We start from the raw sequence: 14,638 nt of genomic DNA on the forward strand, positions 1-14,638 counted from the left end.
CCTCTATGACGAAGGGTTCGCCCCGGACCGCCGCCACCCGCATCCGCTTCGGCGCCGCGCATGCGGTACGGGCCGCCGGCCGCACGGCGGCAGCATGGGCACTACAGGCGGTACTGGCTGCAACCGCCGCGCACGCGGCCTATGCCATCGCGCAGTACGGCGAGCCGAAATATCCGCCGGGCTTCAGGCATTTCGACTACGTGAACCCCGACGCGCCGAAGGGCGGCACGCTCGTGCTCGCGAACCCGAGCCGGCTTACGTCGTTCGACAAGTTCAATCCGTTCACGATGCGCGGCAATCCCGCACCGGGCATCGACCTGCTGTTCGAGAGCCTCGCGACCGGCAGCATGGACGAACCGGCATCCGCCTACGGGCTGCTCGCCGACGACATCGCGATCGCGCCGGACCGCCGCTCGGTCACGTTTCACCTGAACCCGCGCGCGCGCTTTTCGAACGGCGATCCGGTCACGGCCGACGACGTCAGGTTTTCGTTCGACACGCTGAAGAGCAAGCAGGCCGCACCGCAGTTCGGCGCGTATTTCGCCGAGATCGCGAAGGCGGTGGTGGTCGATCCCGCGACCGTGCGTTTCGAGTTCCGCAGCACGAACCGCGAGCTGCCGCTGATCGCCGGCGGCGTGCCGGTATTCTCGCGCAAGTGGGGGCTGCGCGCGGACGGTTCGCGGATTCCGTTCGACCAGCTCGCGTTCGAGCAGCCGATCGGCAGCGGCCCGTACCTGATCGAGCGCTACGACAACGGCCGCACGATTACCTATCGGCGCAATCCCGCGTACTGGGGCGCCGACCTGCCGGTGCGGATCGGCACCGACAACTTCGAGCGGATCGTCTACAAGCTGTACGGCGACGGCGTCGCGCGGCTCGAAGCGTTCAAGGCCGGCGAGTACGACGTGCTGGTCGAATACATCGCGCGCAACTGGACCCGGCGCGACGTCGGCAAGCGTTTCGACAGCGGCGAGCTCGTCAAGCGCGAGTTCCGCCAGCACAACGGCGCGGGCATGCAGGGCTTCTTCATGAACCTGCGCCGGCCGCTGTTTCGCGACGTGCGCGTGCGCCAGGCGCTCGATCTCGCGTTCGACTTCGAATGGCTGAACCGCCAGTTGTTCTATAGCGCGTACACGCGCCTCGACAGCTATTTCGCCGATACCGACCTGCAGGCGACCGGTACGCCGGGCCCGGGCGAACTGAAGCTGCTGGAGCCGTTGCGCACGCAACTCGACCCGGCCGTGTTCGGCCCGATGGTCACGCAGCCGAACACGAACCCGCCGGGCTCGCTGCGCGCGAACCTGCTGAAGGCGCGCGCGCTGCTCGCGCAGGCCGGCTGGACCTACCGCGACGGTGCGTTGCGCAACGCGCAGGGCGAGCCGTTCACGTTCGAGATCCTCGACGATTCCGGCGCGGCGATGGAAGGCGTCGTGACCGCCTACCAGCGCAATCTCGCGAAGCTCGGCATCGACGCGCGCTTTCGCACGGCCGATTACGCGCTGCTGCAGAAGCGGCTCGACGCGTTCGACTACGACATGACGACGGTTCGCCTGCCGGGTGTGCAGGTGCCGGGCGCCGAGCAGTTCTCGCGCTACGGCAGCAAGTTCGCGGACGAACCAGGCTCCGACAACATCATCGGCCTGAAGTCGCCGGCCGTCGACGCGCTGCTGCATGCGCTCGGCGCCGCGCAGACGCGCGAGGACCTGCTCGACGCGACGCATGCGCTCGACCGCGTGCTGATGCACGGCTATTACGCGGTTCCGCAGTGGTACAGCACCACGCACCGGATCGCATACAAGCGCACGCTCGGCTATCCGCAAACGCTGCCGCTGTACTATTCGGCCGAGGGCTGGGTCGTATCGACCTGGTGGGCCAAGCCCGATCACTGAAGCCTGCCGGCCCTTCGTTCAACCCAGCCTATCGATCGCGAGTCGACGCCCTATGTGGAGCTACATCCTCAAACGCCTGCTGCTGATGATCCCGACGCTCGTCGGCGTGCTCACGCTCACGTTCGCGGTGATCCAGTTCGTGCCGGGCGGCCCGGTCGAACAGGCCGTGCAGGAACTGCGCAAGGGCGCGACGGAGCAGGGCGCGGCGCCGTTCGGGATGCGTGCGCACACCGGCGTCGACGCGCAGCAGCTCGCGCAGCTCAAGGCGCTGTACGGCTTCGACAAGCCGCCGCTCGAGCGTTACTGGCTGATGCTGAAGCGTTTCGCGCGCTTCGATCTCGGCGACAGCTACTTCCGCCACCAGAGCGTGTGGTCGCTGGTCGTGCAGAAGCTGCCGGTGTCGATCAGCATCGGGCTGTGGACGTTCTTCGTCACCTACCTGATCTCCGTGCCGCTCGGCATCGCGAAGGCCGTGCGCAACGGCTCGCCGTTCGATGTCGCGACGAGCCTCGTCGTGCTGGTCGGCTATGCGATTCCGGGCTTCGTGCTCGGCGTGCTGCTGCTCGTGCTGTTCGGCGGCGGCTCGTTCTGGCAGCTGTTCCCGCTGCGCGGGCTCACTTCGGACAACTTTTCCCAGCTGTCGCTCGCCGGCAAGGTGCTCGATTATCTGTGGCACATCGCGCTGCCGATCACGGCGTCGGTCGTCGGCAGCTTCGCGGTCATCACGATGCTCACGAAGAACGCGTTCCTCGACGAAATCCGCAAGCAGTACGTGCTGACCGCGCGCGCGAAAGGGCTCGCCGAGCGCACCGTGCTGTGGAAGCACGTGTTCCGCAACGCGATGCTGCCGCTGATCGTCGGGTTTCCGGCCGCGTTCATCGGCGCGTTCTTCACGGGCAGCCTGCTGATCGAAACGCTGTTCTCGCTCGACGGCCTCGGGCTGCTGTCGTACGAGTCGGTCGTGCGGCGCGACTATCCGGTCGTGCTCGGCACGCTTTACCTGTTCACGCTGATCGGGCTCGCGACCAAACTGATCTCGGACCTCTGCTATGTGTGGGTCGACCCGCGCATTCAATTCGACAACCTGGAGCGCTGACATGAAACCGTCCGCCAGCACGCTGCTCGCCGGCGCGCCCGTCCGCCTGCCCGCGCTCGCCGGGCGAGGTGCGCGATGAACCGGGCCGTCGTGTCGTCCCGCATCGACGCGGCGCGTGCGCGCGTGTCGCCGTCGCCCGCGCGCCGCGTCTGGCAGCGCTTTCGCCAGCAGCGCCTCGGCTACTGGAGCTTCGTGATCTTCGTCGTCGCGTTCGCCGCGAGCCTCGCGGCGCCGCTGTGGTCGAACGACAAGCCGCTCGTCGTGCGCTACGACGGCCAGACCTATTTCCCGATGTTTCATGCGTATCCGGAGACGACCTTCGGCGGCGACTTCCCGACGCCGGCCGACTATCTCGATCCGTACGTCCGCAAGCGGCTCGAGGCGCCGGGCAACTTCGTCGTGTATCCGCCGAACCGCTATTACTACGACACGCTGAATTACTTCTCGACCGTGCCGAACCCGGCGCCGCCGTCGCGCGCGAACTGGCTCGGCACCGACGCGCACGGGCGCGACCTGCTCGCGCGGCTCGTGTACGGGTTCCGCGTGTCGGTCGAGTTCGGGCTGATCCTGACCGCGATCGGCACGCTGCTCGGGATCGCCGCGGGCGCCGTGCAGGGCTACTTCGGCGGGCGCATCGACATCGTCGGGCAGCGGCTGATCGAGATCTGGAGTTCGCTGCCCGAGCTGTACCTGCTGATCATCTTCGCGTCGATCTTCGAGCCGAGCTTCCTGCTGCTGATCGTGCTGCTGTCGCTGTTCGGCTGGATCGGCCTGGCTGATTACGTGCGCGCCGAGTTCCTGCGCAACCGCACGCAGGACTACGTGCGCGCGGCCCGCGCGATGGGGCTCACGAACTGGCAGATCATCTGGCGCCACGTGCTGCCGAATAGCATGACGCCCGTGATCACGTTCCTGCCGTTCCGGATGAGCGGCGCAATCCTCGCGCTCACGAGCCTCGACTTCCTCGGGCTCGGCGTGCCGCCGCCGACGCCGAGCCTCGGCGAGCTGCTCGCGCAGGGCAAGGGCAACCTCGATGCGTGGTGGATTTCGCTGTCGACGTTCGGCGTGCTGGTCGCGACGCTGCTGCTGTTGACCTTCATGGGCGACGCGCTGCGCAACGCGCTCGACACGCGGATCGCCGACTCGGTGCGCGCGGCAGGAGGCCAGCGATGAACGCCCCGATCGTATCGAACGCGGGCGAGCCGCTGCTGTCGCTCGAGCATCTGCAGGTGCGCTTCGGCGACACGGTGGCCGTCGACGACGTGACGCTCGCGATCGGCCGCGGCGAGCGCGTCGCGCTCGTCGGCGAGTCGGGATCGGGCAAGAGCGTGACCGCGCTGTCGATCCTGCGGCTGCTGCGCGACGCCGACGTGAGCGGCACGATCCGCTTCGCCGGGCACGACCTCGCCGGCAAGAGCGAACGCGAGATGCGCGGGCTGCGCGGCTCGGACATCGCGATGATCTTCCAGGAGCCGATGACGGCGCTCAACCCGCTGTATACGATCGGCGCGCAGATCGGCGAGACGATCATGCTGCATGACGGCGTGACGGCGGTGGAGGCGCGCAAGCGCGCGATCGCGCTGCTTGCGCGCACCGGCATCGCGGAGCCGGAGCGGCGCGTCGACAGCTACCCGCACCAGTTGTCGGGCGGCCAGCGGCAGCGCGCGATGATCGCGATGGCGCTCGCCTGCCGGCCGCGCCTCCTGCTCGCGGACGAGCCGACCACGGCGCTCGACGTGACGATCCGCGCGCAGATCGTCGAACTGCTGCTCGAGCTGCAGCGCGAGGAGGTGGAAAAGCGCGGGATGGCGATCCTGCTGATCACGCACGACCTGAACCTCGTACGGCACTTCGCCGAGCGGGTCGCGGTGATGGAGCGCGGCAAGCTGGTCGAAAGCGGGCCGGTCGAGCGGATCTTCGCGGAGCCGGAGCATCCGTATACGCAGCGGCTGCTGAACAGCCGGCCGCAGCGCGCGGTCGCGCCGGTGATGCCGATCGCGCCCGTCGTGCTCGATGCGCGCCACGTCAGCGTGCAGTTCGCGCGCAAGCGGCCGGGCTTCGCAGGCTGGTTCGGCACGACGCCCGTGACGGCGGTCGCGGACGTGTCCGTGTCGGTGCGGCAGGGCGAGACGCTCGGGATCGTCGGCGAATCCGGCTCCGGGAAGTCGACGCTCGCGATGGCGCTGCTCGGGCTGCAAAGGACGGCCCACGGCGAGATCGAATTCCAGGGGCGCGCGCTGTCGACCTATCGCGGCCGCGAACAGACTGCGCTGCGCTCGAACATGCAGGTCGTCTTTCAGGATCCCTTCAGTTCACTGTCGCCGCGTCACACGATCGAGCGGATCGTCGGCGAGGGGCTCGAACTGCATCGCCCGGAACTCACGCCGGACGCTCGGCGCGCGAAGTCGCTGGCCGTGCTGCGCGAAGTCGGCCTCGACCGCACGGTGCTGCATCGCTATCCGCACGAATTCTCGGGCGGGCAGCGCCAGCGGATCGCGATCGCGCGTGCGCTCGTGCTGGAGCCGCGCATCCTGATCCTCGACGAACCGACGTCCGCGCTCGACGTGTCGATCCAGCAGCAGGTGCTGAAGCTGCTCGCGAATTTGCAACAGAAATACAACCTCGGCTATGTATTCATCAGCCACGACCTGGAGGTGATCGGCGCGATGGCGCACCGCGTCGCGGTGATGCAGGACGGGGCGATCGTCGAGTCCGGCGACGTGGCCGATATCTTCACGAAACCGTCACATCCTTACACACAAAAGCTGTTGAAAGCGGTCTGGAAAGCGTGATAGGCGTCCAATGGTCTGACTATCTCGATTGTATTTTTTAATTTGTTTTGACAAACGATTACGCGCTGGCTAGTATCGACCGAAATTTTCCGCCAATCAGCTGATTTTTAAGCACATTCCATCGACCAATGCAGCATCGATCCCTGACCCAGGCATGCGCGCGCACCCTCGCGGGGCTGTTCATCGGCGCCTTGTTCGCAGCAGCTCCCGGCGCGTTCGCCGACGAAGTCAGCAGTTTTAACCAGAATGTCACGAATTCGACTCAAATCGGGTCGAGCTCCTCCCTCCAGCAGACCAATGCCCAGTCGTCGAGCGGCGGCGCGAAGTCGTTCCTCGCCGGCATGGCGGGCAAGGCAGGCGACGTCGTCGTCGGTGCGCTGAACATGATCGGCGTGCGTTACCGCTGGGGCGGCAATTCGCCGGATTCCGGCCTCGACTGCAGCGGCTTCGTGCGCTATGTGTTCCAGGACACGCTCGGCATGTCGCTGCCGCGTCGTGCCGAAGAGATGAGCCGAGTCGGCGAGAAGGTCAGCATGAGCAACCTGAAGCCGGGCGACCTCGTGTTCTTCAACACGATGCGCCGCACGTTCTCGCACGTCGGCATCTATATCGGCGACAACAAGTTCGTGCATTCGCCGTCGACGGGCAGCACGGTTCGCGTCGATGACCTCGACAGCGGCTACTGGGAAAAGCGTTTCACCGGTGCGCGCCGGCTCGAGTCGGCGGTCCCGATGAAGGCCGACGACCTGCGCCAGCGCGTGCGTGCCACGATCGGCGACGACGCGGCGAACGGCAGCAACTAACCGACGCGCGCCGGCGAACCGCCGGATCAAAAAAACCCTGTCACCGGAAGGCGGCAGGGTTTTTTGTTTTGGGGCGTGCGCAAGCGGCTGGCGGGGGTGCCATCGTCGGTGGCGCGCTCGCTGTCGTGCGCCGCGCCCCGCGATGTGCCGCTTATGCCGCCGCGGCGCCGCGGGCCGCCGCGAGCTTGCGCTGCAGCTCGGGCATGACGCGCGCGACGGCTTCCTCGCCCGCGAGGATCGCCGCGTTGCGCTGGTTGAAGTCGCTGCCGCCCATCGCCGCGAGGTTCGGGCGGATCACGACGTCCGCGTATTTGTCGAGCTCGTAGGTCTTGATCGTCTGGCCCATGATCGTGAAGGTCTGCAGCAGCATCTCGATCGGGTTGTTGGTCGCCGCGCCGTCCGGCCGCGACGAGATGTCGACCGCGATCACGAAGCTCGCGCCCATCTTGCGTGCGAACGACGCGGGCACCGGGCTCACGAGGCCGCCGTCGACGTATTCGCGGTTGCCGATCTTCACGGGCTCGAACACCGACGGCACGCTGCACGACGCGCGCACCGCGAGCCCCGTATTGCCCTGCTGGAACAGGATCGGCTGGCCGTTCTGCAGGTCCGTCGCGACGATGCCGAGCGGCTTCGCCATCTTTTCGATCGGCCGGTTGTTGAGCGTCTTGTTCAGGAAGTTCTGCAGCGCCACGCCCTGCAGCAGCCCGCGCGAGCGGAACGGCAGCGCCCAGTCGCTGATCGCCGCCTGATCCATGTCGAGTGCGATCTTGTTGATCTGCAGGCCGCTCATCCCGGCGGCATAGAGCGCCCCGACCACCGAGCCCGCGCTCGTGCCCGCGACGATCTCGACCGGGATGCCGCGCGCCTCGAGCGCCTTCAGCACGCCGATGTGCGAGAAGCCGCGGGCGGCGCCGCCGCCGAGCGCGATGCCGATCTTCACGGGCTTCTCGCGCGACTGCGCGGGATTCGCGGCGTTGTCGGGGCGGGACTTGTCGCCGAACGACGTGCAGGCGGCGAGGCTGGCGGATGCGCAAGCGATCGTGAAGTGACGGCGCGACAGGCGAGGGGACGACATCGAATGGTTCTCCGGCGGCTTGGCGGCGGGCCGTGCGGCCCGCGGCGGCGATAGGTTCCGAGCGGCCGCGCGGCACAAACCGCGCGGCCGGCGCGGCGCCGGCTGGCGGCCGCGGCGCGCACATCATAAAGCAAGCGGCGCGCTTGGCGCGAAGGGCGGCGCGAGTATAATTCCGGCTTCTTTCCCGTTCCGGGCGCGGCCGGCCCCAGTGCTGTCCGGGCTGTCGCCGTCGATCCCGCGTCGAATCATTCATGCGCCCCAGGCGTTCGAGTTACCGTTTATGACCCGTCCTGTCCGTACCCGCTTCGCGCCGAGTCCCACCGGCTTCATCCACCTCGGCAACATCCGCTCCGCGCTCTATCCGTGGGCGTTCGCCCGCAAGATGAAAGGCACGTTCGTGCTGCGTATCGAGGATACCGACGTCGAGCGCTCGTCGCAGGAAGCCGTCGACGCGATCCTCGAGGGGATGCAGTGGCTCGGCCTGGATTTCGACGAAGGCCCGATTTACCAGATGCAGCGGATGGACCGCTACCGCGCGGTGCTCGCGCAGATGCTCGAGCAGGGCCTCGCGTACCCGTGCTACATGTCGGCCGAGGAACTCGACGCGCTGCGCGAGCGCCAGCGCGAGGCCGGCCTCAAGCCGCGCTACGACGGCACGTGGCGTCCGGAGCCGGGCAAGGTGCTGCCCGAGCCGCCGGCCGGCGTGAAGCCGGTGCTGCGGTTCCGCAACCCGCTGACCGGCACGGTCGTGTGGGATGACGCGGTGAAGGGGCGTGTCGAGATCTCGAACGAGGAGCTCGACGACCTCGTGATCGCGCGTCCGGACGGCACGCCGATCTACAACTTCTGCGTGGTCGTGGACGACATGGACATGAACATCACGCACGTGATTCGCGGTGATGACCACGTGAACAACACGCCGCGCCAGATCAACATCCTGCGCGCGCTCGGCGGCGAGCCGCCGGTCTATGCACACTTGCCGACCGTGCTGAACGAGCAGGGCGAGAAGATGAGCAAGCGGCATGGCGCGATGAGCGTGATGGCGTACCGCGACGACGGCTTCCTGCCGGAGGCCGTCGTCAACTACCTCGCGCGCCTCGGCTGGTCGCACGGCGACGCGGAAATCTTCTCGCGCGAGCAGTTCGTCGAATGGTTCGACCTCGAGCATCTCGGCAAGTCGCCCGCGCAGTACGACCACAGCAAGCTGAGCTGGCTGAACGCCCATTACATCAAGGAAGCGGACAACGCGCGCCTCGCCGCGCTGGCGAAGCCGTTCCTCGACGCGCTTGGCATCGACGACGCGGCGATCGCGACGGGCCCCGCGCTCGACGCGGTGGTCGGCCTGATGAAGGACCGCGCGACGACGGTCAAGGAGATCGCCGAAGGCGCCGCGATGTTCTACCGTGTGCCGGCGCCGGATGCCGACGCGCTCGCGCAGCACGTGACCGATGCGGTGCGCCCGGCACTGGCCGACCTCGTCGCCGCGCTGAAGGCGGCCGACTGGACGAAGGAAGCGGTGTCCGCTGCGCTGAAGGCGACGCTCGGCGCGCACAAGCTGAAGATGCCGCAGCTCGCGATGCCGGTGCGCCTGCTGGTGGCGGGCACGACGCATACGCCGTCGATCGACGCGGTGCTCGTGCTGTTCGGTCGTGACGTCGTGGTGTCGCGTATCGAGGCCGCGCTGGCCTGAGGTTGGAGCGGGTGCGAAGCCGCTCGCGCAGGGTGTCACGGCGGCTTCGCAAAAAATTTCGCTCGAATCGCAAAAAGGGTATTTACAAGTTCAAATTCGGTCCATATAATCTCATTTCTGTTCTGCAAGGGGGTATAGCTCAGCTGGGAGAGCGCTTGCATGGCATGCAAGAGGTCAGCGGTTCGATCCCGCTTACCTCCACCATCAGAGCAGAACGAATTGATTTGCGAAGCAGCGGTAGTAGTAATAAATGCTTCACAAAATGATTTAAAGCAGTTAGAATTTCGGCCTTCGCTGTTGATGATGAGTGAATAGCGAAAGTCAGACTGATCTGAAAAGATCATGTCCCCTTCGTCTAGAGGCCTAGGACATCACCCTTTCACGGTGAGTACAGGGGTTCGAATCCCCTAGGGGACGCCAGGATTCAGCGGCGTTTCGTAGAAGTGTCGCGAGGCTTGCAGAACGTAACCGACGTTCTGCAGGTAACGGTGCAGAAAGTTGGAGCGGTAGTTCAGTCGGTTAGAATACCGGCCTGTCACGCCGGGGGTCGCGGGTTCGAGTCCCGTCCGCTCCGCCAGAACGAAGCCCGTTCAAGACGTTTTTGAGCGGGCTTTTGTATTAAAGATGTAAGCAGTACGTTGTCCCCTTCGTCTAGAGGCCTAGGACATCACCCTTTCACGGTGAGTACAGGGGTTCGAATCCCCTAGGGGACGCCAGGATTCAGCGGCGTTTCGTAGTAGAAGTGTCGCAACGCTTGCAGGACGTGAACGAGGTCCTGCAGGTGAGAGTGAAGAAAGCTGGAGCGGTAGTTCAGTTGGTTAGAATACCGGCCTGTCACGCCGGGGGTCGCGGGTTCGAGCCCCGTCCGCTCCGCCAGAACAAGGCCCGTTCAAATGAACGTTTTGAACGGGCTTTTGCATTAAAGATGTAAGCAGTACGTTGTCCCCTTCGTCTAGAGGCCTAGGACATCACCCTTTCACGGTGAGTACAGGGGTTCGAATCCCCTAGGGGACGCCAGATTTCGGCGTCGTTCGAACAAACGATGCGCCGGCAGGAAGTAACCGACGCCTGCCAGGCAAGAAGCAAGACTGGAGCGGTAGTTCAGTCGGTTAGAATACCGGCCTGTCACGCCGGGGGTCGCGGGTTCGAGTCCCGTCCGCTCCGCCAGAAAATGAAAAAGCCCGCCTCGTGCGGGCTTTTTCATTTGCATCGTTGCTCGTGCCCGCTTGCGGGCGCGTGACTGCGGAGCGGAGGAAGCCGCCTGCGCGGCTTCCGGCGGGACTCGAAGGGCTGCGCGTGCACGCGCAGCCGCGGCCTGCAGGATGTAGGCGAGTCCCGTCCGCTCCGCCAGAAAATGAGAAAGCCCGCCTCGTGCGGGCTTTTTCATTTGCATCGTTGATCCGGCGCCGCTACGAGAAATTCGCGATTGCATCCGCCCGCGACTGCGCTATCGTGGCGGAATGCGTTCTTGACCCCTGCGCGATGCTCGATCCGACCGACCTGCGATTGCTGTATCAGCTCCGGCCCGCGGAGCCTGGCGATTTTCCGTTTGCCGAGGCGCTGACGCACGGCAACATGGGCGGCTATTACAAGCGCCATGGGCTCGTCTGGCGCAGCGACCTGTTCTATGCGAGCTGGCGCGAATCCGAAAACTTCATCCTGGAAGCCGACGGCGAACGTATCGGCGTGCTGCGCGTGACCGAGGAGGGCGATTCGCTGCACATCCGCGACGTGCAGATCGCGGCCGGCCATCGCGGACAGGGCGCCGGCACCTACATGCTCGACATGTCGCATCGCTGGGCGCGCGCCCGCGGGTTGCACGAACTGCAGTTGCGTGTGTTCGTCGACAATCCGGCCGCGCGCCTCTACCTGCGTATGGGCTACCGTGTCACCGGGCCGAGGCTGGCCCAGCTCGGCTCGATTCGCCACATGGTGCGTCCGGTTTGAGCGCGTAACGGGACCCACGCGGGGGACCACGCTGCGACGGTCAGCGGGCAGCGTCGATCGCGCCGTCGGTTGCGATGCCGTCTTCCGCGCCCCGATGCTCGTAGCCGCGCAGCATGAACGCGCGCGGGCTTTCGCCGAACGCGCGCCGGAACATCGCCGAAAACGCGCTCTGGCTCTGGTAGCCGAGTTCGCGTGCGATATGCGACAGCGGGCGCCCCTGGTTCAACAGCGGAATCGCGCGCGCGAGCAGCGCCTGCTGCCGCCACTGCGAAAAACTCACGCCCAGTTCCTGCCTGAACAGCCGCGAGATCGTGCGCGTGCTCGCGCCGACCTCGCTCGCCCAGTGTTCGAGCGATTCCGCATGCGCCGGTTGCGCGAGCACCGCCTCGCACAGCATGCGCAGCCGCTTCTCGTCGGGCATCGGCACCGCGAGCGGCAGCGGTTCGGCGCGGCTCAGCTCGTCGAGCACGAGCCCGCACAGCAGCCGTTCGCGGGTGCCGCTCAGGTCGCGCGCGTCGAGCGCGACGATCAGTTCGCGCAGCAAGCCCGTCACCTCGACCACCCGGCATGCATCGAGCCCGTCCGGCACGACAGACTCGTCGATGTACAGCGTGCGCAAGTACGCTTCCTCGACGATCACGACCTCGTGCGTGACGTGCGGCGGCACCCAGATCGCGCGGGACGGCGGCACCATCCACGTCGTCCCGGTCGTCGCGACGCGCAGCACGCCGCGCGATGCATACGCAAGTTGCGCCCACGCGTGCGTGTGCAGCGGGATCCGGCGGCCGGCGTCCACCTGCCGCGCCCGGACACGCATCGGGTGGACGCGGGTCGGCGCGAACTCGGGCGGGATGTCGATGACGTCGTACGGGTTCGATGCGTCGGCTTGGGCTGGCGGGTTCATGGACGATTCGGTCGGCGCGGCGGCGATGCCGTCATTTTAGAAGGCGCCGCGCAGGCGCATGCGGCGGTTTTTCGGTCGATAATGCACGGCTCAAATGAACTTTGTATGGGGCAGCACGTGTTCCGGCCGGCGCAAGCCCGGGCCAGCGTGATGCGTCGTGCCGAAAAGAACCATCGTGCCGCCGGCGCGGTCTATCGATGTGGGCGCGTTTTCGCACAAGCAGCGCCCCAACGACGCCGGCGCCCGCGGCACGGCCGCGACGGCCCGGCACGGCAACACCTGAATCGAAGAGGAGGACCACGATGCGCCATGTATTCGTCTACGGCACATTGAGAGCGGGAGAAGCCAACGACATCGGCCATGCGGCCGCGCGCCACGGGATCGCCGCGCCGACGCTGCTCGGGGCGGCCGCACTGCCGGGCGAACTGTACGATTTCGGCACGTATCCGGGCATGGTCGCCGGGCCGGCCGGCCGGTCGCTCGTGTGGGGCGACGTCTACGAGATCGACGAGCGACTGGTGCCCGTACTCGACGAGATCGAGCGCGTCTATCCGGGCGTCGACACGCTGTTCCGGCAGGAGCCGGTGACCGTCGAACTCGGCGGTCGTGCCTACGCGTGCGTCTACTACCCGGTCGCCGCGCATGCGGCAGCCGACCGTCCGCGCATCGCGTCGGGCGATTGGGTCCAGCATCGGCGCGAGCGGGAAGCCGCCGCAGCATCCGTATAGAGAACCCGCTGCGCAGCAAAAGAAAAGCGCCCCGCTGGGCGCTTTTTTCATGCCGCCGTGTCGTGCGACCGGCGGCGGGCAGGACCGGGCGACCCGGCCCGCGTCGTCAGATTTCCTCGTACAGCGGCAGCGTCAGGAATTCGGTGAAGCCTTCCGACGTCGACATCTGTTCGAAGATCGCCGCGGCACGCTCGTACGGCTGCGTGTTGCCGCCGACCGAACGCTTCACGTTGTCGAGCTCGGCCTTCGCGAATTCGCGCACGAGCTCGGCGGTGACCTTGCGACCGTCGTCGAGCACGCCCTTCGGCGAGCGGATCCACTGCCACACCTGCGAGCGGGAGATCTCGGCGGTCGCCGCGTCTTCCATCAGGTTATGGATCGGCACGCAGCCGTTGCCGTCGAGCCAGGCGCCGAGATAGTGGATGCCGACGTTGATGTTGTTGCGCAGGCCGGCTTCGGTGATCGGTGCTTCAGGCTGGAAGTCGAGCAGGTTCTTGCCTTCGATCTGCACGTCGTCGCGTTGCTTCGCGATCTGGTTCGGCTGGTCGCCGAGCACCTTGACGAATTCCTCCATCGCGATCGGCACGAGGCCCGGGTGCGCGACCCAGCCACCGTCGTAGCCGTCGGTCGCGTCGCGGGCCTTGTCCGAACGCACGCCGCCCATCGCCTTGTCGTTCGCTTCCGGATCGTTCTTGATCGGAATCAGCGCAGCCATCCCGCCGATCGCCGGCGCGTTGCGCTTGTGGCAGGTCTTCAGCAGCAGCAGCGCGTAGGCGCGCATGAACGGCACCGTCATCGTGATCTTCGAGCGGTCGGCCAGGCAGAAGTCGCGGTCGTTCTTGAACTTCTTGATCGCCGAGAAGATGTAGTCCCAGCGGCCGGCGTTCAGGCCCGAGCTGTGTTCGCGCAGTTCGTACAGGATCTCGTCCATTTCGAACGCGGCGAGGATCGTCTCGATCAGCACCGTCGCGCGGATCGTGCCGCGCGGCACGCCGACTGCCTCCTGTGCCGCGACGAAGATGTCGTTCCACAGGCGCGCTTCGAGATGGCTTTCCATCTTCGGCAGGTAGAAGTACGGGCCCGAGCCGCGCGCGATCAGTTCCTTCGCGTTGTGGAACAGGAACAGCGCGAAATCGAAGATGCCGCCGGACACGCGCTGGCCGTCGACCGTCACGTGCTTCTCGTCGAGGTGCCAGCCGCGCGGACGCACGATCAACGTCGCGACCTTGTCGTTCAGCTGGTACGACTTGCCGTTCTGCTCGAGCGAGATCGTACGGCGCACCGCGTCCTTCAGGTTGATCTGGCCGTCGATCTGGTTCGTCCAGCTCGGCGCGTTCGAATCCTCGAAGTCCGTCATGTACGAATCGGCGCCCGAGTTCAGCGCGTTGATGATCATCTTGCGCTCGACGGGGCCGGTGATCTCGACGCGGCGGCATTGCAGGTCGGCCGGCAGCGGCGCGACCTTCCAGTCGCCCTCGCGGATCGCCTTCGTGTCGGCCAGGAAATCGGGGCGTTCGCCGGCGTCGAGGCGCCGGGTGCGCTCGACGCGGGCCTGCAGCAGCGCCTGGCGGCGCGGCTCGAACGCGCGGTGCAGCGCCGCGACGAGCGCGAGTGCTTCAGGCGTCAGGATCGCTTCGTAACCCGGCTTGATTTCGCCGGTGATCGCCATGCCTTGCGGCAGCGTGATCGGGGTGCTCATGAGTCTCATCTC

At 66.5% G+C, this 14,638-nt stretch carries 11 protein-coding genes and 7 tRNA genes; 15 read left to right on the forward strand and 3 right to left on the reverse strand.

Annotated features, from left to right (window positions below):
* Positions 1-5 precede the first annotated feature (5 nt).
* The 5 genes from U4Y91_RS13100 to U4Y91_RS13120 all read left to right on the forward strand — a co-directional run bounded on the left by U4Y91_RS13100 (position 6) and on the right by U4Y91_RS13120 (position 6,580).
* Positions 6-1,889 carry an extracellular solute-binding protein gene (locus tag U4Y91_RS13100; RefSeq protein ID WP_321805402.1) on the forward strand — a complete coding sequence of 628 codons (1,884 nt, stop codon included), beginning with the start codon at positions 6-8 and terminating at the stop codon, positions 1,887-1,889.
* Positions 1,890-1,941: 52 nt separating this feature from the next.
* Positions 1,942-2,985, forward strand: a complete 1,044-nt coding sequence (locus U4Y91_RS13105) for a microcin C ABC transporter permease YejB (protein WP_124488275.1) — start codon at positions 1,942-1,944, stop codon at positions 2,983-2,985.
* A 75-nt stretch (positions 2,986-3,060) separates the two neighbouring features.
* Positions 3,061-4,158: an ABC transporter permease gene (locus U4Y91_RS13110; protein ID WP_321805403.1), complete on the forward strand. Its 1,098-nt coding sequence runs from the start codon at positions 3,061-3,063 to the stop codon at positions 4,156-4,158.
* Positions 4,155-5,777 (forward strand): dipeptide ABC transporter ATP-binding protein, encoded by a 1,623-nt coding sequence (locus U4Y91_RS13115; RefSeq protein WP_321805404.1) that lies wholly within the window; start codon positions 4,155-4,157, stop codon positions 5,775-5,777. Before U4Y91_RS13110 ends, U4Y91_RS13115 begins: the two co-directional genes overlap by 4 nt.
* A 128-nt stretch (positions 5,778-5,905) precedes the next feature.
* Positions 5,906-6,580 carry a C40 family peptidase gene (locus tag U4Y91_RS13120; RefSeq protein WP_321805405.1) on the forward strand — a complete coding sequence of 225 codons (675 nt, stop codon included), beginning with the start codon at positions 5,906-5,908 and terminating at the stop codon, positions 6,578-6,580.
* A gap of 151 nt (positions 6,581-6,731) precedes the next feature.
* On the opposite strand, the gene U4Y91_RS13125 is transcribed toward U4Y91_RS13120, so the two are convergent.
* Positions 6,732-7,658 (reverse strand): patatin-like phospholipase family protein, encoded by a 927-nt coding sequence (locus U4Y91_RS13125; RefSeq protein WP_321805406.1) that lies wholly within the window; start codon positions 7,656-7,658, stop codon positions 6,732-6,734.
* Positions 7,659-7,938: 280 nt separating this feature from the next.
* Here U4Y91_RS13125 and gltX point away from each other — a divergent pair, with 280 nt between their 5' ends.
* From gltX to U4Y91_RS13170, 9 genes are all read left to right on the forward strand, one after another.
* Positions 7,939-9,348, forward strand: a complete 1,410-nt coding sequence (gene gltX / locus U4Y91_RS13130) for a glutamate--tRNA ligase (protein WP_321805407.1) — start codon at positions 7,939-7,941, stop codon at positions 9,346-9,348.
* A 128-nt stretch (positions 9,349-9,476) separates the two neighbouring features.
* Positions 9,477-9,552 (forward strand) — tRNA-Ala (locus U4Y91_RS13135).
* A 140-nt stretch (positions 9,553-9,692) separates the two neighbouring features.
* Positions 9,693-9,768 (forward strand) — tRNA-Glu (locus U4Y91_RS13140).
* Positions 9,769-9,848: 80 nt separating this feature from the next.
* Positions 9,849-9,925, forward strand: a tRNA-Asp gene (locus U4Y91_RS13145).
* A 63-nt stretch (positions 9,926-9,988) separates the two neighbouring features.
* Positions 9,989-10,064: transfer RNA gene (locus U4Y91_RS13150), tRNA-Glu, on the forward strand.
* Positions 10,065-10,147: 83 nt separating this feature from the next.
* Positions 10,148-10,224, forward strand: a tRNA-Asp gene (locus U4Y91_RS13155).
* A gap of 65 nt (positions 10,225-10,289) precedes the next feature.
* Positions 10,290-10,365, forward strand: a tRNA-Glu gene (locus U4Y91_RS13160).
* A gap of 73 nt (positions 10,366-10,438) precedes the next feature.
* Positions 10,439-10,515 (forward strand) — tRNA-Asp (locus U4Y91_RS13165).
* Positions 10,516-10,830: 315 nt separating this feature from the next.
* The gene (locus tag U4Y91_RS13170; RefSeq protein ID WP_014896698.1) at positions 10,831-11,295 is read left to right on the forward strand and encodes a GNAT family N-acetyltransferase; all 465 of its coding nucleotides are present in this window, start codon (positions 10,831-10,833) and stop codon (positions 11,293-11,295) included.
* 40 nt (positions 11,296-11,335) lie between these two features.
* On the opposite strand, the gene U4Y91_RS13175 is transcribed toward U4Y91_RS13170, so the two are convergent.
* Positions 11,336-12,199, reverse strand: a complete 864-nt coding sequence (locus U4Y91_RS13175; protein WP_321805408.1) for a helix-turn-helix transcriptional regulator — start codon at positions 12,197-12,199, stop codon at positions 11,336-11,338.
* A gap of 302 nt (positions 12,200-12,501) precedes the next feature.
* Between U4Y91_RS13175 and U4Y91_RS13180 the strand changes: the two genes are divergently transcribed.
* Positions 12,502-12,927, forward strand: a complete 426-nt coding sequence (locus U4Y91_RS13180) for a gamma-glutamylcyclotransferase family protein (protein WP_321805409.1) — start codon at positions 12,502-12,504, stop codon at positions 12,925-12,927.
* Between the two features lie 106 nt (positions 12,928-13,033).
* Here U4Y91_RS13180 and aceB read toward each other — a convergent pair whose 3' ends face one another.
* Entirely contained in the window at positions 13,034-14,626 is a 1,593-nt protein-coding gene (aceB, locus tag U4Y91_RS13185; RefSeq protein WP_321805410.1) for a malate synthase A, read from the reverse strand.
* Positions 14,627-14,638: the final 12 nt, after the last annotated feature.

It is taken from the genome of Burkholderia sp. BCC1993, from assembly GCF_905339865.1.
Lineage (GTDB): Bacteria > Pseudomonadota > Gammaproteobacteria > Burkholderiales > Burkholderiaceae > Burkholderia.

What these genes read in the sequence shown, in the direction of transcription:
- U4Y91_RS13170 (WP_014896698.1), top strand. Translation starts at nt 10,831, where the DNA reads ATGCTCGATCCGACCGACCTGCGATTGCTGTATCAGCTCCGGCCCGCG.
- U4Y91_RS13115 (WP_321805404.1), top strand. Translation starts at nt 4,155, where the DNA reads ATGAACGCCCCGATCGTATCGAACGCGGGCGAGCCGCTGCTGTCGCTC.
- U4Y91_RS13125 (WP_321805406.1), bottom strand. Translation starts at nt 7,658, where the DNA reads ATGTCGTCCCCTCGCCTGTCGCGCCGTCACTTCACGATCGCTTGCGCA.
- U4Y91_RS13105 (WP_124488275.1), top strand. Translation starts at nt 1,942, where the DNA reads ATGTGGAGCTACATCCTCAAACGCCTGCTGCTGATGATCCCGACGCTC.
- U4Y91_RS13120 (WP_321805405.1), top strand. Translation starts at nt 5,906, where the DNA reads ATGCAGCATCGATCCCTGACCCAGGCATGCGCGCGCACCCTCGCGGGG.
- gltX (WP_321805407.1), top strand. Translation starts at nt 7,939, where the DNA reads ATGACCCGTCCTGTCCGTACCCGCTTCGCGCCGAGTCCCACCGGCTTC.
- U4Y91_RS13110 (WP_321805403.1), top strand. Translation starts at nt 3,061, where the DNA reads ATGAACCGGGCCGTCGTGTCGTCCCGCATCGACGCGGCGCGTGCGCGC.
- U4Y91_RS13175 (WP_321805408.1), bottom strand. Translation starts at nt 12,199, where the DNA reads ATGAACCCGCCAGCCCAAGCCGACGCATCGAACCCGTACGACGTCATC.
- U4Y91_RS13180 (WP_321805409.1), top strand. Translation starts at nt 12,502, where the DNA reads ATGCGCCATGTATTCGTCTACGGCACATTGAGAGCGGGAGAAGCCAAC.
- U4Y91_RS13100 (WP_321805402.1), top strand. Translation starts at nt 6, where the DNA reads ATGACGAAGGGTTCGCCCCGGACCGCCGCCACCCGCATCCGCTTCGGC.
- aceB (WP_321805410.1), bottom strand. Translation starts at nt 14,626, where the DNA reads ATGAGCACCCCGATCACGCTGCCGCAAGGCATGGCGATCACCGGCGAA.